Source organism: Bordetella genomosp. 7, assembly GCF_002261415.1.
Taxonomy (GTDB): domain Bacteria; phylum Pseudomonadota; class Gammaproteobacteria; order Burkholderiales; family Burkholderiaceae_B; genus Bordetella_A.
Map to the genome: position 1 here is coordinate 69,571 of NZ_NEVI01000020.1, position 19,587 is coordinate 89,157.

Annotated in this window: 17 protein-coding genes; 8 read left to right on the forward strand and 9 right to left on the reverse strand. The window is 66.3% G+C overall.

All coding sequences use genetic code 11. The features are described from left to right. Positions 1–110: 110 nt before the first annotated feature. On the reverse strand, positions 111–734 hold the full coding sequence (locus CAL18_RS16320) for a response regulator transcription factor (RefSeq protein ID WP_094818333.1): 624 nt from the start codon (positions 732–734) through the stop codon (positions 111–113). Positions 735–897: 163 nt separating this feature from the next. On the opposite strand from CAL18_RS16320, the gene CAL18_RS16325 reads away from it, so the two are divergent. The 5 genes from CAL18_RS16325 to CAL18_RS16345 all read left to right on the forward strand — a co-directional run bounded on the left by CAL18_RS16325 (position 898) and on the right by CAL18_RS16345 (position 5,880). Further along, positions 898–1,788 (forward strand): EamA family transporter, encoded by an 891-nt coding sequence (locus tag CAL18_RS16325; protein WP_026641400.1) that lies wholly within the window; start codon positions 898–900, stop codon positions 1,786–1,788. A gap of 351 nt (positions 1,789–2,139) precedes the next feature. Further along, complete coding sequence (locus tag CAL18_RS16330) at positions 2,140–3,192, forward strand: hemin-degrading factor (RefSeq protein WP_094818334.1); 1,053 nt, start codon at positions 2,140–2,142, stop codon at positions 3,190–3,192. Positions 3,193–3,222: 30 nt separating this feature from the next. Next, entirely contained in the window at positions 3,223–4,098 is an 876-nt protein-coding gene (locus CAL18_RS16335) for a heme/hemin ABC transporter substrate-binding protein (RefSeq protein ID WP_038852744.1), read from the forward strand. Further along, positions 4,085–5,092 carry a FecCD family ABC transporter permease gene (locus CAL18_RS16340; protein ID WP_038852743.1) on the forward strand — a complete coding sequence of 336 codons (1,008 nt, stop codon included), beginning with the start codon at positions 4,085–4,087 and terminating at the stop codon, positions 5,090–5,092. Before CAL18_RS16335 ends, CAL18_RS16340 begins: the two co-directional genes overlap by 14 nt. Beyond that, the gene (locus CAL18_RS16345) at positions 5,092–5,880 is read left to right on the forward strand and encodes a heme ABC transporter ATP-binding protein (protein ID WP_026641396.1); all 789 of its coding nucleotides are present in this window, start codon (positions 5,092–5,094) and stop codon (positions 5,878–5,880) included. The genes CAL18_RS16340 and CAL18_RS16345 overlap by 1 nt, the downstream gene beginning before the upstream one ends. A 22-nt stretch (positions 5,881–5,902) precedes the next feature. On the opposite strand, the gene CAL18_RS16350 is transcribed toward CAL18_RS16345, so the two are convergent. Together CAL18_RS16350 and dbpA are read right to left on the reverse strand one after the other, a co-directional pair. Then, the gene (locus tag CAL18_RS16350; RefSeq protein WP_026641395.1) at positions 5,903–7,366 is read right to left on the reverse strand and encodes an amino acid permease; all 1,464 of its coding nucleotides are present in this window, start codon (positions 7,364–7,366) and stop codon (positions 5,903–5,905) included. A 59-nt stretch (positions 7,367–7,425) separates the two neighbouring features. Then, entirely contained in the window at positions 7,426–8,814 is a 1,389-nt protein-coding gene (gene dbpA / locus CAL18_RS16355; RefSeq protein WP_094818335.1) for an ATP-dependent RNA helicase DbpA, read from the reverse strand. A gap of 209 nt (positions 8,815–9,023) precedes the next feature. Between dbpA and CAL18_RS16360 the strand changes: the two genes are divergently transcribed. Together CAL18_RS16360 and CAL18_RS16365 are read left to right on the forward strand one after the other, a co-directional pair. After that, entirely contained in the window at positions 9,024–9,509 is a 486-nt protein-coding gene (locus CAL18_RS16360; protein WP_094818336.1) for a hypothetical protein, read from the forward strand. Positions 9,510–9,613: 104 nt separating this feature from the next. Further along, on the forward strand, positions 9,614–10,063 hold the full coding sequence (locus CAL18_RS16365) for a PA2169 family four-helix-bundle protein (RefSeq protein WP_094818337.1): 450 nt from the start codon (positions 9,614–9,616) through the stop codon (positions 10,061–10,063). Positions 10,064–10,148: 85 nt separating this feature from the next. On the opposite strand, the gene CAL18_RS16370 is transcribed toward CAL18_RS16365, so the two are convergent. From CAL18_RS16370 to CAL18_RS16395, 6 genes are all read right to left on the reverse strand, one after another. Then, the gene (locus CAL18_RS16370) at positions 10,149–10,844 is read right to left on the reverse strand and encodes a phytanoyl-CoA dioxygenase family protein (RefSeq protein WP_094818338.1); all 696 of its coding nucleotides are present in this window, start codon (positions 10,842–10,844) and stop codon (positions 10,149–10,151) included. 58 nt (positions 10,845–10,902) lie between these two features. Then, complete coding sequence (locus CAL18_RS16375) at positions 10,903–13,173, reverse strand: ATP-dependent DNA helicase (RefSeq protein ID WP_094818339.1); 2,271 nt, start codon at positions 13,171–13,173, stop codon at positions 10,903–10,905. Continuing rightward, positions 13,170–14,810 (reverse strand): VRR-NUC domain-containing protein, encoded by a 1,641-nt coding sequence (locus CAL18_RS16380; protein WP_094818340.1) that lies wholly within the window; start codon positions 14,808–14,810, stop codon positions 13,170–13,172. The genes CAL18_RS16375 and CAL18_RS16380 overlap by 4 nt, the downstream gene beginning before the upstream one ends. Positions 14,811–15,073: 263 nt before the next feature. Beyond that, positions 15,074–15,844: a phytanoyl-CoA dioxygenase family protein gene (locus CAL18_RS16385; RefSeq protein ID WP_026641389.1), complete on the reverse strand. Its 771-nt coding sequence runs from the start codon at positions 15,842–15,844 to the stop codon at positions 15,074–15,076. A gap of 57 nt (positions 15,845–15,901) precedes the next feature. Next, positions 15,902–17,005, reverse strand: a complete 1,104-nt coding sequence (locus CAL18_RS16390; RefSeq protein ID WP_026641388.1) for an AI-2E family transporter — start codon at positions 17,003–17,005, stop codon at positions 15,902–15,904. A gap of 120 nt (positions 17,006–17,125) precedes the next feature. Continuing rightward, positions 17,126–18,139: a LysR family transcriptional regulator gene (locus CAL18_RS16395; protein WP_026641387.1), complete on the reverse strand. Its 1,014-nt coding sequence runs from the start codon at positions 18,137–18,139 to the stop codon at positions 17,126–17,128. A gap of 252 nt (positions 18,140–18,391) precedes the next feature. Here CAL18_RS16395 and CAL18_RS16400 point away from each other — a divergent pair, with 252 nt between their 5' ends. Further along, positions 18,392–19,582: an efflux RND transporter periplasmic adaptor subunit gene (locus CAL18_RS16400; RefSeq protein WP_094818341.1), complete on the forward strand. Its 1,191-nt coding sequence runs from the start codon at positions 18,392–18,394 to the stop codon at positions 19,580–19,582. The last annotated feature ends 5 nt before the right edge of the window (positions 19,583–19,587 follow it).

The following is a 19,587-nucleotide window of genomic DNA, read 5'->3' on the forward strand; positions in this document are numbered from 1 at the left end:
TGAACTGGAAATGCGGCGCCGCAGCGCCTGGCGCGGCCGGCACCGGCGAGGCGGGGTGTGGCGGGCGGGGTGAGACACCCCGTGCTGAAACGACAGCGGTAGTCATGGAATCAGGAAACGATACGGTTCTTGCGCGCGAAGTCGACGAGTTCGACCAGGGTGCGCACGCCCAGCTTGGCCATCAGCCGCGTCTTGTATGTGCTGACCGTTTTGTTGCTGATGAACAGGGTTTCGCCGATGGCTTTGTTGCTCATGCCGCTGGCCAGCAGTTTCGTGACGGTGATTTCGCGGTCGGACAGCAGACTGATGACGTCGGCGGCCGGGCGGACCGCCGCCTGGGGCGCGGCGCAATCGTCCGGGTACACGCTATAGCCGGCCAGCACGGTTTCGATGGCTCGCACGATTTCGGTGACGTCCTGGGTTTTGCTGATGTAGCCCTGCGCCCCAGCCGCCCTGACACGCGGCGCGTACAAGAGGGGATCTTGCGCGGATATGACCAGAATGCGGGTGTCGGGCCTGGCCTGCTTGATACGAGGGATGGTGTCCAGGCCGTTGAGCCGGGGCAAGTCCAGGTCGAGCACTACCAGGCGGGGTTGAGCCTCGCGCACCAGACGGATGGCATCTTGCCCATTGCTTGCTTCGATGATCTGCGTAACGCCCAGCATCTGCGAAAGCTGCTGCCGTATTACCAGCCGCAATGACGGGTGATCGTCGACGATGAGCACGCTAGTCACGAGTTGTTTTACCCATTGCTGTTTGCCTTTTCGGGGTCTTTGCCACAGATAGGCATTGTCGCGACGCAAGCCGTAAACTTTATTGATCTAAGACAAACCGAGCTTGCGTGGCTGATGGCAGTAGCGCCGCCCGCGCCCGCCTGGCAACCGTAGGAACCTGTATATGACGCGCGGCGCGGATGTATTTGCCACCGCCCTGGCCCCGGCCATCTGGGGCAGCACGTATATCGTGACAACCGAGTTCCTGCCCCAGGGGTACCCCTTGACGGTGGCCATGCTGCGGGCCCTGCCTGCAGGGCTGTTGCTGCTGCTGTGGGCGCGACGCCTGCCTCGTGGGATCTGGTGGCTGCGCAGCCTGGCCCTGGGCTCGCTGAACTTCGCGCTGTTCTGGGCCATGCTGTTCGTGACGGCCTACCGGCTGCCCGGCGGGGTCGCCGCCACGCTGGGCGCTATTCAGACACTGATTGTGATCGGACTGGCGCGCGTCCTGCTGGGTTCGCCGGTACGCGGCTGGTCGGTCGTGGCGGCGCTGGCCGGCATAGGCGGCGTGGCCTTGCTGGTGCTGACGCCATCCGCCGCGCTGGACCCCTATGGCGTGGCCGCGGGGCTGGTCGGGGCGGCGGCAATGGCGCTGGGCACCGTCCTGAGCCGCCGGTGGCAGCCGCCGGTGTCTGCGCTTACCTTCGCAAGCTGGCAACTGCTGGCCGGCGGGCTGGTGCTGCTGCCTTTTGCGGCGTGGCTGGAACCGCCCCTGCCGGAACTGACCGCGGCCAATATCGGGGGGCTGGCGTACCTGGCCGTGATAGGCGGCGCTTTTACCTACGCGCTGTGGTTTCGCGGGCTGGCGCGGCTGGGACCTGCGGCGGTGGCGGCACTGGGGTTTCTGAGCCCCATGACGGCCGTGATACTGGGATGGGGCTTGCTGGGGCAAAGCCTGACGCTGCCGCAACTGGTGGGCATGATCGTCGTTATTGGCAGTGTGTGGGTAGTGCAACGCGCGCAGGCCTCCGCGCCCCGCGCGGCGCCTGGGGTTGCGCGGGCGGAGCGGCGTTGATCTGACGGCCGGAATGTTGGGGACGGCGTGCGTCGGTGTCTGACACCCTTCGGGAGTCAGACACCTGGATTGCTGCCGAAGTGCTGCGTTCGGGTGTGAGTGTCTGACACCCTTCGGGAGTCAGACACCTGGATTGCTGCCGAACGGCGCCTGGACTGCGTAACGCGTTGCGATCGGGTGTCTGACTCCCGAAGGGTGTCAGACACCGGACTGCGCAAGGCACGCTGCTGCCGCGGTGATGGCTGCGCCCGTGCATGCCCTTGGCTGCGGCGCGGGAATTCGGTTGGCGGCGGCGTGCCCGTTTAGAATGAGAGTTGTTCGCAAGTACAACTTCTGTCCGGAGCAGCACTCTTGAGTTCTACCTCGTACGATGAACAGGCAGCTGCGCTGCGCGCGCGCAACGACGCCCTGGCCGCCAGCCAACCCGGGTTGCGGGCCCGCAACCTGGCGCAAGCCCTGGGGGTGCCTGAAGCGCAATGGGTCGCGGCGCAGTGTGGCGGGGTGCGCGCCACCGCGTTGACACGAGCGGAATCGCCGCAGGTTATCTTTCGCGAATTGGGGTCGTTGGGCGAAGTGATGGCGCTGACGCGCAACGAATGGTGCGTGCATGAGCGCCACGGCCGATACGAATCGATCCACGCCGACGGCCCGGTGGGCCTGGTGCTGGGCCCGGATATCGACCTGCGTGTGTTCTTCAGCCAGTGGGACACGGCATGGGCGGTGCAACACGACGGGCGGCACAGCCTGCAGTTTTTCGACAAAGCGGGTGTGGCGGTACACAAGGTGTATTGCACGGACGCCACAGACCGCGCCGCATATGACGCACTGGTGGCGCGCTACGCCGGCGAGCCCGCATGGCCGCAGGCGCAGCCCTACCCTTGCAGCGACGAATCCCATGCGGTGGCCGACCCGCAGGCGCTGCGCGCGGCCTGGCTGGCCATGCAGGACACGCATGAATTTTTCCCGATGCTGCGCAAGTTCAAGGTATCGCGCCTGGCCGCGCTGCAGGCTGCCGGCACCGACCTGGCCCAACGCGTGGACCCCGCTGCGGCCGAACAAGCGCTGACCGCCGCCGCCGCATCGGGGCTTTCCATCATGTGCTTTGTGGGCAACCGCGGCATGATCCAGATTCACACCGGGCCGGTATCGAACCTGCGCCGCACGGGCCCCTGGTTCAACGTGCTGGATGCGCGCTTTAACTTGCATCTGAACACGCAGGCTATCGACCAGGCCTGGGTGGTCAGCAAACCCACCAGCGACGGCTGGGTGACTTCGCTGGAGCTGTACTCGGACAGCGCGGAGCTGATCGTGCAGTTCTTTGGCGAACGCAAGCCCGGCAGACCTGAACTGGCCGAATGGCGCAGCCTGTTGGGCAGCTTGTGCCCGCGGCCGCTGGCCGCCTGACGCCAACTGGGGAACATCATGGCAGCACGTATCCGCAAGACGGTAGCCGCTGTGCTGGCATGCGCCGGCCTGCTTGCTGCCGTGCACCCGGCCCGGGGCGCGCAGGCGCCTGCCGCCGAACGGGTGGTGTCGCTGGGCGGCACCATTACCGAGATCGTCTATGCGCTGGGCCAGGGAGACCGGCTGGCGGGGGCCGACCTGTCCAGCCTGTACCCCGAGGCCGCGACCCGGCTGCCTCGAGTCGGCTATTACCGCGCGGTGCCTGTGGAAGGCGTGCTGGCGCTGCGGCCCGACTTGATTCTGGCGTCCGACCAAGCGGGCCCGCCGCCGGCCATCGCGCGCTTGCAGGAAGCAGGCGTTCCCCTGGCGATTGTGTCTGACGAGCCGACCGTATCGTCGCTATACGCGCGCATCCGCCAGGTGGCAGATGCGCTGGGCGTGCCCGGGCGCGGCGCGCAACTGGCCGATTCGGTAGCGCTTGCGCTGAACAAGGCGCAAGCCTTGCCCGAGTCGCATGCCCGCGCGGTGCTGATCATGAATCGAACGGGCACGCCGCTGGGCGCGGGCAGCAATACCGCGGCATCGCTGGTGCTGCAGCTATCGGGGCTGGTGAACGTGCTGGACGGCCAGCAAGGCTACAAGCCGTTGTCGGCCGAGGCGTTGATGTCCCTGGCGCCGGACGTGATCGTGGTGCCGCGCACGGCGCTCGAAGCATCGGGGGGAATGCGGCAACTGATGGCCATGCCGGGCCTGGCAGGCACGCCGGCCGCGGCCAACCAGTGTATTGTCGTCATGGACGACCTGCTTATACTCGGCACGGGGCCGCGCCTGCCGCAGGCCATACGCACATTAAAGGAGACCGATTGTGTTGCTCGCCAAGGCCGGCGCGCCGATGGCGCCGCGTAGGCGCCCTGCCGGGCCGGCGCTGCTGGCATGCCTTGGCGTGGCGGCCTTGCTGGCGGCGGTGCTCGCATCGCTGAGCGGCGCAGTCGATATTCCGCTGGGCGATGCGCTGCGCGTGTTGTTTACCGACGCGCCCGCCCAGCCCGACGACATGCTGTGGCGCAATGTGCTGCTCGACATCCGCCTGCCCCGCGTACTGTTCGCCGCCGTCGCCGGCGCTGCGCTGGCGATTGCGGGCGCTGCGATGCAGGCGCTGTTTCGCAACCCGCTTGCCGAGCCCGGCCTGGTGGGTATTTCGGCGGGAGGCGCTTTGGGGGCGGTGGCTGCCATCGTGCTGACCGCGGGCGGTTTTGCAATGACTGCGCCAGCGGCGTTCGCGGGCAGCCTGCTTGCCACAGGCGCCGCCTACGCGGTGGGACGGCGCGTGGCCGGCGTGGCGGGGCTGCTGTTGGCAGGCATCGCCATCAATACGGTGGCAGGCAGCTTGATCGGCCTGCTGACCTACATGGCCTCGGACGCGCAACTGCGCGACCTTACCTTCTGGAGCATGGGCAGCCTGGCCGGCGCCAACTGGGCCTTGCTGGGCTTTCTGGCGCCGTGGACGCTGATATGGTCGGCATGGCTGATGCGGCAATGGCGCGCCATGAACGCTTTGCTGCTGGGCGAGCGCGAAGCGCAGCATTTGGGTTTTGCGCTGGTTGCGGTGCGGTACAGGCTGGTCGTGGCCACGGCCTTGATCGTTGGCCCCCTGGTTGCCGCCACCGGCGGCATCGGGTTCGTGGGGTTGGTCGTGCCGCACCTGGTGCGCATGACGCTGGGCGCAGACCACCGCTGGCTGCTGCCGGGCTCGATGCTGGCCGGCGCGCTGGCGCTGACGCTGGCCGATTGGCTGGCCCGCGTTGTGGTTGTTCCGGCAGAACTGCCGATAGGCCTGGTCACCAGCCTGGTGGGCGGCCCGTTCTTCTTGTGGCTGCTGGCCAGGGGTAGGCGCTACTGATGAGCCTGCGCACCATCGACCTTGCCCTGTCGCGCAATGGCGCGCGCCTGCTGTCGGGCGTGTCGCTGACCATCGAACCCGGCTGCGTGCTGGGGCTGCTGGGCGCCAACGGCGCCGGCAAATCGACGCTGCTGGCGGCGCTGGCCGGCGAGCTTGCGCCCGACAGCGGCCACATCGAAATGAACGGCGCCGCGCTGGGCGCACTGCCGGCGCGACGCCAGGCGCGGCAGCGCGCGGTGCTGCCACAGAAGCCCTCTTTGACCTTTGACCTGGGCGTGCACGAAGTGGTAGCCATGGGCGCCTACCCGTTCCCCGAACTGGACCCCGTGCAAGTGCAGGAGCTTGCCGACGCCGCGCTGGCCATGGCCGGGGTGCCGCAACTGGCGGCGCGCCGCTATCCCGAGCTATCGGGCGGCGAGCAGCAACGCGTGCAGTTCGCGCGCGTGCTGGCGCAATGCCAGGCGCTGTACGACCGGCAGGCGCCGCGCTATATGCTGCTGGACGAGCCGATATCCAGCCTGGATCCCAGGCACCAGATCGAGCTGCTGGGCACGACCGCGTCCCTGGCGCACGATCACGGCATGGGTGTACTGGTGGTGCTGCACGACATCAATCTTGCCGCGCGCTGGTGCGACCGTATCGTCATGCTGGGCGGGGGCACGGTCGCGGCGGATGGGCCGCCGGCCGCGGTGCTGACACCCGCCACCTTGCGCCAGGTATATGACATCGAGGCGGATGTGCTGGCGCATCCCACCTTGCCGGGGCGGCTGCTGGTGCTGCCGCACTGACGCGTGCGGCATCGGCTGCGCGCTACTCTTTGCGAAACGGGAATGTCATTTCGGCATACCGCACAAACCGCGAACCGCGCGTGATGCGGTAACCCGCCCATACGGCCAGGAAAACCGGTATGCCGATATACGTTGCCGCCGCGCCCACCCAATCGATGCGGTCCTGCAGGAAGGCTTCGTAGTTCTGCCCCAGGGTGATCAGCAGGCACAGGGCAAACGCAAATATCGGCCCGAACGGGAAGAACGGCGATACGTACGGCAGATCGGCCAGCCGGCCGCCCTGGGCAACGTATCCGCGCCGGAAGCGGTAGTGGCTGATGGCGATGCCCAGCCACGCAATGAAGCCCGTCATGCCGGACGTGTTCAACAGCCAGATGTACACGTCGTTGGGGCTATAGACGAACGACAGGAAACACAGCGCGGCCAGCGCCGTGGTGGCCAGCAATGCCCGCACGGGCACGCCCGCGGCGGACACGCGGGCGAACATGGCCGGCGCCTTGCCCTCGCACGCCAGGGCGTACAGCATGCGCGTGGCCGCATACATGCCGGAGTTGCCGGCCGACAGCACCGATGTCAGCACCACCGCGTTCATGATGGAAGCTGCAGCCAGCAGCCCCGCGCGCTCGAAGATCAGCGCGAACGGGCTGACGCTGATGTCGGTGACGTCGTTGCGCAGCAGCTGCGGATCGGTATAGGGAATCAGCAGGCCGATAACGCCGATGGCCAGCACATAGAACAGCAGGATGCGCCAGAATACCTGCCGCACGGCGCGGGGGATATTGCGCGCCGGGTCTTTGGATTCGCCGGCCGCGATGCCGATGAGCTCGGTGCCCTGGAACGAGAACCCCACCACCATCGCCACGCCTATCATGGCCGCAAAGCCGCCGGCAAAGGGCGCGTCGCCGGTCGTCCAGTTCTGCCAGCCACCGGCTTCGCCGCCGCGGATGATGCCCAGCAGCATCATTACGCCCAGCGCGATGAACACCACCACCGCCACCACCTTGATAAGCGCGAACCAGAACTCGGCCTCGCCGAAGCCGCGCGCGGACAAGGCGTTCAGGCCGAAGGTCAGCGCCAGGAACAGCGCGCTCCAGTACACGCCCGGCACGTCGGGAAACCAGTACGCCATGACCAGTTGCGCCGCCACCAGGTCCACGGCCACCGTAACGGCCCAGTTGTACCAGTAGTTCCAACCCAGCGCGAAGCCGAAGCCGGGCTCGACATACCGTGCGCCATAAGTAGAGAACGAGCCCGACACCGGCATGGCGGCGGCCAGTTCACCCAGGCTGGTCATCAGGAAATAGACCATGAGGCCGATGAGCGCGTAGCCCAGCAGCGCCCCGCCCGGGCCTGCCTGGGCGATGGTATTGCCGGATGCGACAAACAGCCCCGTGCCTATCGACCCGCCGACCGCGATCATCGACAGGTGGCGCGTGGCCAGGGTGCGGCGCAGGCCGCCGGACGGGGCGCCGTGGGGAGAAGTCAGGTCCGCTTCGTTGCGGCGTTGAGATTCGGCCAAGGTGGGCATCCTGTATACGCGGGGCCTCAGAACTCTTCAAGGAAGCGCATGCGAAAGCGCCGGCCCTTGATGTTGCTGTTGGATATGCGCGCAAACGCCTGCTTGGCAATCGAGCGGTCGAGCGCGACATAGGCGCTGTACTCGGTGATATTGATCTTGCCCACTTGCTCGAAGGCCAGGCCGCCATCGCCCGTCAGCGCGCCCACCACGTCGCCGGGACGCAGTTTGTCTTTCTTGCCGCCTTGTATGCACAGCGTCACCATGGGCGCGCGCAACGGGCGGTCGGACTTGGGCCGCAACGACTTGATGTCGCCCCACTTCAGGGGGGCGCCTTGATATTGCTCGATCAGGTTCGCCCAGCGCATTTCGTCGGGCGAACACAGGCTCAGCGCCAGACCCTTCTGGTCGCCACGGCCGCTGCGGCCCACGCGGTGCACGTGCACCTCGGTGTCTTTGGTGACGTCTACATTGATTACGGCGCCCAGGTGCTGGATGTCCAGGCCGCGCGCCGCGACATCGGTGGCCACCAGCACGGCGCAGCTCTGGTTGGCAAACTGGATAAGTATCTCGTCGCGCTCGCGCTGTTCCAGATCGCCATTGAGCGCATGGGCGCTGATGCCTTCGGCCCGCAGCCGTTCAACCAGGTCGTGGCTGCGTATCTTGGTATTGCAGAACGCCAGGGTGGATGACGGCCGGAAATGAGACAGCAAGGCCACCACGGCGTCCAGCCGGGCATCTTCGTCGATTTCGTAGAAGATCTGCTCGATGCGGCTGGCGTCGTGCTGCGCCTCGACTTTGACTTCGGCCGGGTTGCGCAGGAAGCGCGCGCTGAGCTTGCGGATGTTGTCGGGGTAAGTTGCCGAGAACATCAGCGTCTGGCGGCGCGGCGGACAATGCGACGCAATCGCGACGATGTCATCGTAGAACCCCATGTCGACCATGCGGTCGGCCTCGTCCAGCACCAGCGTGGTCAGCGCCGACAAGTCCAGGCTGCCGCGCTGCAGATGGTCTTGCACCCGGCCGGGCGTGCCCACCACCAGGTGCGCGCCGCGCGCCAGGGATTCGGCTTGCGGACGCGCCGCCGCGCCGCCGCACAGCGTCAGCACCTTGACGTTGGGAATCAGGCGCGCCAGGCGGCGCAGTTCCTGCGCGACCTGATCAGCCAGTTCGCGTGTCGGGCACAACACCAACGCCTGGGGCGCAAGCCGGTCGATATCAAGCTTTTGCAGCAGCCCCAGCCCGAAGGCCGCCGTTTTGCCGCTGCCTGTCTTGGCTTGCGCAATAACGTCGCGGCCTTCCAGGATCAGGGGCAGGCTCTGTGCCTGGATGGGCGTCATCCGGGTAAAACCCAGGCGCTGCAGGTTGTCCTGCAAGGCGGGGCCGAGAGCAAGCGCGGAAAAGGAGGTAGAAGTCACGAAACAAGGAAAAATCGGTGCCTGGAAATGGCCAACAGTGTAATCGCGCCGAGCCTGACAGCTGATAACCTTGAGAGCTTATACATTGAAGGCCGGCCTTCGGCAGACCGGCGTGGCGCTCTTGAACGGGACGGTTACATCTGATGGTCGCGATAAACAGATCTGCGTTGGCATGCACAGCCCTGGTGTTTTCCACTGTATGGCCGGCAATGGCCCAGCACCATGGTCACGGCCCCCGTGGCCACGCCGACAGCCAGGCCGGCCCGTACGCCGGCATGCAAGGCCGTGCGATCAAGGCGCTTTCTCCCCAGCAGACCGATGGCCTGCTCAACGGCCGAGGCATGGGCATGGCGATGCCGGCCGAACTCAATGGCTACCCCGGGCCCTTGCACGTGCTGGAGTTGGCCGCCGAACTCAAGCTATCTGATCTGCAAGCCGCGCGCACGCGCGAGCTGTATGCGGAAATGCTGAAAGATGCGCGGGCCGCCGGCCAGCAGGTGATCGACGCGGAACGCGAACTGGACGCGCTGTTCGCCGACAAGAAGGCTACCCGGGACAACGTGGCAGCGTCCACCGCCAAAGCCGCGGCAGCCCACGGCAGGTTGCGCGCAACCCACCTGCGGTACCACTTGAGCATGATGGAAATCCTGTCCGCCGGCCAAGTTGCCCAGTACGAGATGTTGCGCGGGTATTAGCGCCCTGCTCCTGCCCCGGGGCCAATGGGCAGGCACGGCACTTGCGACGCTCTGTCGGCACGCGGGCATGTCGCCCGATCATTCCACCCATTATGGAGAAGAGCATGGCCGACAAAGTGATCAAGGTACTGAACGACCTTATTGAAACGTCCAAGAACGGCGAAAAGGGCTTTGAGGCCGCCGCCGAAGACACTAAGAACGCCGAACTGCAGACCCTGTTCCGCAACCGGGCGCGCGACTGCGCGGCGGGCGCGGCCGAGCTGCAGACGCTGGTGGCGCAGTTGGGCGGCAAGCCCGAGGACAGCGGCACGGTGGCCGGCGCGGTGCATCGTGGCTGGACGAACCTGAAGGCCGCCGTGACCGGCCGCAGCGACACGGCCATTCTGGAAGAATGCGAACGCGGCGAAGACGTCGCCAAGGCGCAATATGCCGATGCGCTGAAGGAAGCGCTGCCGGAAAACATCCGTGCGGTTGTTGAACGCCAATACCAGGGCGTGCTGCGCAACCACGACCAGGTGCGCGACCTGCGCAACCGCTATAAGGCCGCAGAATAGTCGGCCCGATGCGCCCGGCCCCGAGCCGGGCGTTTCACGACGCTCGCAATGCGCGGGCTGTGCGGCAGACGTGCCGGATGGAGGGCTACCCTATCGGCGCGTTATCGAACAAAAAGCGAACGGTTGCCATCATGCGCGGCCGGTTCGTCGTGTTGATCGATGGTGTGTGCAGTACACGCATGTCCATCAAGAACACGTCGCCAGCGCTGCCGGCCATTTCCACCAGCGTCGTGTGCAAGTCACTCAAGCGCGCGATCAGATCGGGATCGCCCTGCTTGAGCGCATCGCGCAGGTCCGGGGCCGCCGCACCCATGCGGTGCGAACCCGCCAATGCCAGGGTGGCCCCGCCCCGCTGTGCAACGTCATCGATCAGAACGAACGCCTGTATGCCTGGCAGGCTGCCGGGCAGGGCGCCTTTTACGTCTACATGCCAGTTCAGGCGCTGCAGTGTCCAGTCACCCTGGCGCGGCGGGGACAGCAATAAGTGCGCGTCCTGGATTACTGCGGGCCGACGCCCGGCAAGCCCCGCGACTTCGCCAAGAAGCACTGGGGTGACCAATGCCTGATGCAGGCCCGGACACTGCGTCAATGACGACAGTTTCGCAATTTGCTGAAACGCCGGCATTGTGCGCAGCGACCTGGACAAACCCGGCGCGCCCGACAATCGCTTCCATTCCTCTTTCAATGCCTGACGCAGCGACGCCAGGTGCTTCGCGGAATAAAAACCGGGAAACCGCACGTAGCCATGCGTGGCAAAAAACTGGGCGATGGCAGGCGTCATAGCGGTTTCAGTCGTGGCAGCGAGCCGCGGGAACAGCGCGCGCCCCATTGCAGGCCCCCTAACCTATCTGCCACCACGCGGGCAGCAGCGCCTGCACCTCGGCGCGCCGGTAGCGGTCGTCGATCAGGTGCAGCACGCCGGTGTCGTTTTCGCTGCGGATGACCCGGCCGGCGGCCTGCACCACTTTCTGCAATCCCGGATACAGGTAAGTGTAGTCGTATCCCCGGCCGCTGCCGTAACGCTGGTCCATGGCCGCCTTGATCTCTTCGTTGACCGGGTTGACCTGGGGCAGCCCCAGCGTCGCAATGAAGGCGCCGATGAGCCGCTTGCCCGGCAGATCCACGGCTTCTGAGAAAACGCCGCCTAGCACGGCAAAACCGATGCCCGCGCCGTCGTCGGTGAAGCGCTGCAAGAACGCGGCGCGGCTGCCTTCGTCCATGCCGGGGGCCTGGGCCCAGACGGGGACGTGCGGATGGCGCTGCCGCAACAGGGCGGCGACTTGCTCGAGATATTGAAAGCTGCTCACAAAGACCAGGTAGTTGCCCGGGCGCTGGGCATACTGGCGGGCGATCAGGTCTGCAATGGGTTGCAACGAGCGCTCGCGATCGCGGTAGCGCGTAGATACACCGCGCGCCAGCCGCACGGTGAGCTGTTCGGGGCGAAACGGGCCTGCCACATCCATCCATGCGGTTTGGGCGGGCAGGCCCAGCGCGTCGCGATAATACTGCTGCGGATTAAGCGTGGCCGAGAACAGGACAGTGGCATGCGCGGCCGCGTACCGCGCCGCGAGGTAAGGCGCGGGCACGACATTGCGCACGCACAAGTTGGATGCCAAGGCCGATGGCCCGGCGCCGCCTGCCGCATGCTGATCGGCATCGAACAGCGCGTGCGAGCCGAATTGTTCGGCCAGGCGTATGAAATGCAGTGCGTCAAAGTAAAAACGCAGCAGCGGGTCGTCTTGCGGCAAGGGCGCGTGCCCCAGGTGTTCCGCGATCGCGGCGGCGGCTTTCTGCAGGGCGGCCAGGATGCCCGCCGGAACCGCGTCGTAGCGTTGGTAGGCGGCTGCCTGCTTGCGATTGAACGCCGCCCAGGCGCGCGAAACGCTGTCCAGGGGCTTGTGCAATGCCTTGGGCGCGGCGCGCCGGGCGGCCTTGAGGGCCGGCTGTGCAAGCTGCGCCGTATACATGCGGCGTGCACGGTCGACCAGGTTGTGCGCTTCATCGACCAGCACGGCCACCCGCCATTGGTGAGCCTGGGTCAGCGCATGCAACAAGGCGTGCGCGTCGTAGTAGTAGTTGTAGTCTGCCACGACCACATCGCTCCACCGCGCCAGTTCCTGCGCAAGGTAGTATGGGCAGACGTCGTGTTCCGTGGCGGCCGCGCGCACCGCGGGCCCATGCTGATTGGGCTGCGCCAACGCGGCGGCGCGCGCCTGGGGCAGGCGGTCGTAGAAGCCCTTGGCCAGCGGGCACGAATCGCCGTGGCAGGCTTTGTCGGGGTGGACGCAGACTTTGTCGCGGGCCTGCATGTCCAGCACGCGCAACACCGGACGCGGCAGCGACGCCTGCAGCGCGTCCAGCGCTTCGAGCGCCAGGCGCTTGCCCGCATTCTTGGCGGCCAGGAAAAACATCTTGTCGATGCGCCCTTCGGGCATGGCCCGCAGCGCCGGAAACACGGTGCCCAACGTTTTGCCGATGCCCGTGGACGCCTGCGCAAGCAGACAGCCGCCAGCCCGCACGGTGCGATAGGTGGCCACCGCCAGTTCGCGCTGGCCGGGCCGGAATTCGCCCGGAGGAAAACCCAGCGCCGCCAAGGCGTTGTCGCGCGCCTGCCGGTGCGCCAGCTCGGCGGCCGCCCAGGCCTGGAACAGGCCGCACTGCGTTTCGAAATAACCCTTCAGCCACGGGGCATCGCGTGTTTCGGACAGTACGGTTTCTTCTTCGGTGGCGACGTTAAAGTACACCAGCGCGATGCGCAGGGTTTGCAGGCTTCGCGCCTGGCACAGCAGGTGCCCATACATGCGCGCCTGTGCCCAATGCAAGGCGCGATGGTTGTCGCGCACACCCGATAAGTCGCCCCGGTAGGTTTTGATTTCTTCGAGCTGGTTCAGCTCCGGGTCGTACCCGTCGGCGCGGCCCCGCACCTGCAGGTTCTGGTAACGCGCCGACAAGCTGATTTCGGATTCATAGGCGGGGCCGCGCCGGCCCGTGACGACGGCGTGGCCGGCCACCCCTTCGGGGCCGGTAGGGGCGGGCGTGAAGCGCAGATCCAGGTCGCCGGCGCGGGCGGTGAATTCGCACAGGGCGCGCACTGCCACCGTGTAGTTCATGCAGACTCTTCCAGCCAGCGCACATGACACACCTGCGCCGGTATGTCGTGCAGTGCGCAATACTGCAGCCATCGCACCTGGTTGTCTTGGAGTTTGTCGCCCGGCCCCTTTACCTCGATGAGCTCGTAGCGCTTTTGCGCCGGCCAGAAACGAACAAGATCCGGCAAGCCGGTGCAGTTGCTTCCGACGTTTTGCAGTATGCGCGTGAAGAACAGTTTCAGGTGTTGGGGCGGCAGGCAGCCCAGCGCCGTGTGCAGCAAGGGTTCGGACAGCGCGCCCCAGAAGACGAACGGCGACTGCACCCCTGCCTTGCCGGCATAGTTGTGGAGGATGACGTCGCGATAGCCGCCGGTGTCGAGTTGCGCAAGGCTGGTCGCGAACAACCCGGCGCGGCGCTGCGCGAAATCGGGCGCGTGCAGGTCGGCCGGGCCGCGCTGAAAGGGATGGAAGAACGCGCCAGGCACGGGCGCGAAAACGGCCTGCCAGCACAGCAGGCCGAACAAAGATGTGATGAGCGTATTTTCAACGTAGTACACCGGCGCGGTATCGCAGTGCAGGTGGTCGCGCGCAACGTGCTCGACGGGCTGCGGCCGGGCCGGACGCGGCAGCGTCAGATCCAGCCGGCGCGGCACGAGCCTGCCCGCCCTGGGGGCCGCGGGGTGGCCGGCGTTGCGCCGCAGGCGCGGCAACATGCGCGCCACCCGCTGGTGCTCTTCTTCGTTTTCGGGCGCGTCCAGTGCCTGCAGGGCCAGCCCCAGCGATTCGCGATGTTTGCCCATGCGTTCCAGAACGCGGATGCGCCGGTGGCGTGCGCCCGGATATTGGCAATGCTGGTACACCTGGAGCGCCGCCTGCCAGTCTTGCGCGCGTTCGCAGGCCTGGCCCACGCGCATCAGCGTCTTGGCCCGGCGTTGTTCGATCCAGGGGTTGGCACTGGCGCATGCCTGGATGTGGGGCAAGAGCCCGGCGGGCGGCGCGCCGTCTTCCAGCGCCTGGCGGCAGGCGTGCAGGGCAAGGTATCGGTCGACGTCGTCGCGATTTTGGAATGCGCGCGCGGCGGCATCAAAGGGAACCGCTTCGTACTGGAAAATGCCCAGGTCGGCCAGGACGAATTCCGACCAGTCCTGGTGCAAGTTGCCGAAGAACATCAGGCGCAGGCGATCGCAGCATTCGCCGAGCATGAAGCGCCAGGCGGGTTCCCAGGAAGGCCCGCACCATTGCGCGCAGGTGCGCGGCTGGTCATGGCGCGCGCGCAGGGTTTCGAGCAGGTCGGACTTGCGCGCGGATGCGGGCGCCTGCCCGGCAAAGATGGCCCGCAGCTCTGGCAAGGTGCAAAGGCCGAAGAGCTCGTCGAGCGTCATGGGCGCGGCGGCGTCCAGCCAGCCCCGTTGCGCCAGGGCAGCGGCGGCCGCGGGCACGTCCGGGATTTCTTCGTACACCAGCCGACTGGCGCGAAACCATGGGCCGCGCCGCATCGCCATGCGCACGAACAGCGCCTGCGCGGGCTGGGAAAGCATGGCGAACTGGCGAAGAAAGTCGTGCTCGGCGGGGTCGAGCAAGTCCGCGCAGCGGCTGGCCACGACTTGCAGCGCGCGCTGGAAGTTGTGCAGGTAGTAAAAGCGGTGGGGCGGCAGCATGGCGGCCGAAGAGCTGGATAAATGTCCAGTTATAGTACCAAACCGGGCATGGGCGCGGACAAGAGTCGGCGGTGTCAGGCACCTTCGGAGCCTGACACCCCACACGCCACAGACAGCCCCTCGATAAGCCAGGCCGCCCGCTACCCGGTGTCTGACTCCAAAGGTGTCAGACACCGCTGCGATACAGCCCAGGTGACCCCGATGAGCCAGGCCGGCCCTCCACGCGGAGGCTGACCCAAAGGTGTCAGACGGAACCTGCTGCGTTATTCGTCGCCCAGCGGTACGCCGGGCGCAGACGCCGAGCGGCTGCCTGGCAGGGGCAGGCAGCTTTGCGGGTGGTACGTGTGAACCAGCGAGAACTTCACGCGGTCGGTGCCGTTCTGGCGGGCGGCATGCAGAGTCCGGCAATGAAAGAACACCACGTCGCCAGGCGCCAGTTCGGGGCAGACCGCCTGCTGGATCCAGCGCCGGTTTTCCGGTAGTTCATCCCTGAAGAATTTTTTCTCGTCGAACTGCTCGGCAGAATAAGACGCCGTGTGCGAGCCCGGGATGAAGTACAACCCGCCGTTTTCGGCGGTTTCCGGCCCCAGCGCCAGCCACACCGACACCAGCTCGGGCTGGCTGAACGACCAATAGCGGATGTCCTGGTGCCAGCCCGTAAGGCTGCCATACGCGGGATGCTTGGTCATCACGCAGTTGTGATGCACGGTGGACAGCACAGGCGTTTCGCCGAAGTACGCGCGCAGCCAGGCGGCCACGGCGGGCGACGTAGCCCACGCCTTGAACTGCGGGCCACGGCCAAAGGCGCCCAGCAGGCGCCTTGCGGTGGCCCCGCCCGGCGCCTGGCGCGACGGTGGCGCGCCAGGGTACTGCAGATCGGCTTCGTACTCGATGGGCCCGGCCTGGCTGGCCAATTGGCGCTCGGCTTCGTCGCGCAGCGCCGTGACCACTGCGGCAGGCGCGAATTGCCGTACTACGACATAGCCCTGCCGACGCAGAGTGGCCAATTGCTCGGCCACGCATGATGCAGACATTCTCAACCTCGGGAAGATGTAAGCCCGTACACGTTATGCCCGCCCAACGGGCGGATATCAATTGTCGCCCGATTCCGCGGCCGGCTGCAGCCGGGCCGCGTCACGCTCTTGCTCGACATTGCGCACCCATTCGCGCCACACCGCAACCAGCAGCGCCATCAGCACCGGCCCGACGAACAGGCCGACGATGCCCATGGTTTTTACGCCGCCCACCAGCCCGAAAAAAGTGGGCAGGAACGGCAGTTTGACCGGCCCGCCCACCAGGCGCGGGCGCAGCGTCTTGTCGACAATGAACAGTTCAATGGTGCCCCAGGCAAACAGCGCCAGCCCCGCCACCAGGTGCCCCGACCCCACCAGGTACAGCGAAACCAGGGTGAACGACAGCGGAGCCCCGCCGGGAATCAGGGCCATGAAGCCCGTTACCACGCCCAGCAGCACGGGCGACGGCACGCCCGCCAGCCAGTATGCAATGCCGAGCACCACGCCCTCGCCCGCGGCGATCAGGCTCATGCCGGTAACGGTGGACCCCACCGTGGCGGGCACCACCCGCGAGAAACGCTGCCAGCGCGCAGGCAGGATGCGCTCGCCCAGTACGTCCAGCTGCGCGATCATGCGGTCGCCGTCTTTGTAGACGAAAAACAGTGTGATCAGCATGAAGACCACGCTGAGCAGCAGCTGGAATGCGTTGCCGGTGGCCGACAGGACCATGCGATAGATGTTGCCCAGGTGTTCGCCGCTGACCATCTCGACCATGGCGCCCAGGGCATGCGGCTCGCCCAGGTAGGTCTGCCAGTACACCGCCAGGCGCGGCCCTACGCCGGGCAACGAAGATATCCAGTCCGGCACGGCCACTCCGTAGCGGTTGGCCGCCAGCGCCCACGCGAAAAAATTGCTGGCCTCTTTCACGGCGTATGTCAGGGCCAGCGTCAGCGGAATGATCAGTATCAGAATGACGCCCAGCAGCATCACCGTCGCCGCGGGAATCGTGCGCCCGCCGCACCGGTCGACGACGCGCCGGAACACGGGCCAAGTGGCCAGCCCGATGATCAGCGCGGCCAGGGCGGGAACGAGGAAACCGCTGAGAAAATACGCACCCGCCAGCAGCACCAGCAGAAGGAGCCAACGGGCAATCAGGTATGCGGGTAGGACGGGCTGCTGCATATAGCGGGACAAAGCTGCGTGGAAGCGACGCACAAATATACAGTAAGGCCGCCGCCGCCCGTCCGGCGACAGCCCTTGCGCAGCTTGCGCGAGCGCGTCGATACGAGCCCGGCGGGCCCGCTACAGCACGTATTCGGCTTCCACGGAACGGCCCAGCCGGGTGGCGCGCTCGGCGGCCGGGGTGAGCTCGGGCTTGCCGATATCCGCGCAGGGTTCGGAACCATCGCCGCCGTTCAGCAGCGGGCAGCGCGAGAACAGTTCGGCGACCCAATCCGAAAACACCCGCACTTTGGGCGACAGCTGCCGGCTTTGCGGATACAGCAGCGATATGGGCACCGAACGCGGCTTCCACTGCGGCAGCACTTCGATCAACTCGCCGGCCTGCAAGTGCGGCAGCGCCATGAAGCGCGCCGTCTGCACGAGCCCGAAGCCCTGCAGCGCGCAGGCCAGGTGGGCGCTCCAGTCGTTGACAGACACGCAGCCGGGCACATCGACTTCGCGGGTCTTGCCATCGATGACGAAGTCCCAATTGCAGTTGCGGCCCGACCGGCTCGAAAAGTAATGCACGGCGTAGTGATTCTGCAGGTCTTCTATCGTATGCGGCATGCCGCGGCGCGCCAGATACGAAGGCGCCGCGCAGGTCAGCGCCTGGAACGTGCCGATGCGGCGGGCCACCAGGCTGGAATCTTCGAGTTCGCCGCCGCGGATCACGCAGTCAACGGCTTCCTGGACCATATCGACGCGGCGGTCGCCCATGCCTATCACCAGTTCGACATCCGGATAGCGCGTGTGGAATTCGCACAGCGCCGGAATGAGGATCAACCGCCCGATGCTGGCGGGCACATCGATGCGCAGCTTGCCCTGGGGGCGCAAGGCGGCGTCCTGGAAGCAGGCTTCGGTTTCCTCGACCTCGGCCAGGATGCGCGTGCAATGTTCGTAGTAAGCGGCGCCGTCGGGGGTAAGGCTGATGCGGCGTGTGGTGCGATTGAGCAGCCGCACGCCCAGGCGTCGCTCGAGGTTCTGAATGGCGGTGGTGACGGTCGTGCGCGGCAGGGCCAGGCTGTCGGCCGCGCGCGTGAAGCTGTTGGCGTCGACAACGCGCACGAAGACCTGCATTGCCTGAAAGCGGTCCATGGTCGTGTCCTGGATGAGCAAAAAAGAGAAAGTGCGCTCAGCATAACGCGGTTTTTGCCGAGATTGTTCGTCTGGGCCGACTAGTGTTGACGATTTATCTGTGTTTATCCCTTAAGGGAAAACACTCAAAATGCAATCGCTCTGACATGGCCGATAGCCGCAACCGACGTCCAAACACGCCGGCAGCCGGCTCCCGGAATCGCATTTTCCGCTGCGCCGGCCAAATGTCCCCATTTAATTCAAGGAAACACCATGATTGTTTCGCGCCAACGTATTGTATTGGCGGTCGTCGCGGCCCTGTTGATTGCAGGCGGCAGTTACAGCTTGCTGGCCACCCCCGAAGGCAAGGGCGCTGCCCAGGCCCAGTCCGCGCCGGCGGCCGCCGCGGTGGATGTCGCCCCCGCCCTGGGAAAGCGCATCGTTGACTGGCAGGATTATTCCGGCCGGCTGGAAGCCATCGACCGCGTGGAAATCCGCCCGCTGGTGTCCGGCACCCTGATGGCCGTGCATTTTCAGGATGGCAGCCTGGTCAACAAGGGCGACCCCCTGTTCACCATAGACCCGCGCCCGTATGCAGCCGAAGTCAGCCGTGCGCAGGCGCAATTGGCCGCGGCGCGCGCGCGGGTGGCCTTCACGGCATCGGAACTGGCCCGGGGCAAGCGCCTGCTGGCCGAGAACGCTATCGCCCGGCGCGACTTCGAGTCCAAGCGCAATGATGCGCGCGAAGCCGAAGCCAACCTGAAGGCGGCCGAGGCGGCCCTGGAGACGGCGCAGTTGAACCTGGGCTACACCGAAATCGTGGCGCCGGTGGCCGGGCGCGTGTCGCGCGCCGAAGTCACCGAAGGCAATGTGGTGGCCGCTGGCGCAAACTCGGTGCCGCTGACCACGCTGGTGTCGGTATCGCAGATGTACGCGTCATTCGACGTGGATGAGCAGGCTTACCTGAAGTATGTCAGCCCGGCGCGGATGGCCGGTGCGCAGGTTCCCGTGCAATTGGGCCTGGCCAACGAAGCAGGCTATGCGCGCGAAGGCGTGCTGCACTCAGTGGACAACCGTATCGACACCTCGTCGGGCACGATCCGCGTGCGCGCCGTGTTCAACAACGCCGACGGCTTGCTGGTGCCCGGCATGTATGCGCGCATTCGCCTGGGCAGCACCCAGCCGCACGATGCCGTGCTGGTTCAGGAACGGGCCATCGGCACCGACCAGGACAAGCGCTTCGTGCTGGTGGTGGACAACAACAACCGCACGGCCTACCGCCAGGTGGCGCTCGGCGCAGCCCAGGGCAACCTGCGCGTCATCACCAGCGGCCTGCAGGCAGGCGAGCGCATCGTGGTCAACGGGCTGCAGCGTGTGCGCCCCGGGGAAATGGTCGCTCCCAATCTCGTGTCCATGGATACGGCGCCGGCCGCTGTACAGACCGCCGCGGCCAACTTGAAATAGCCCTC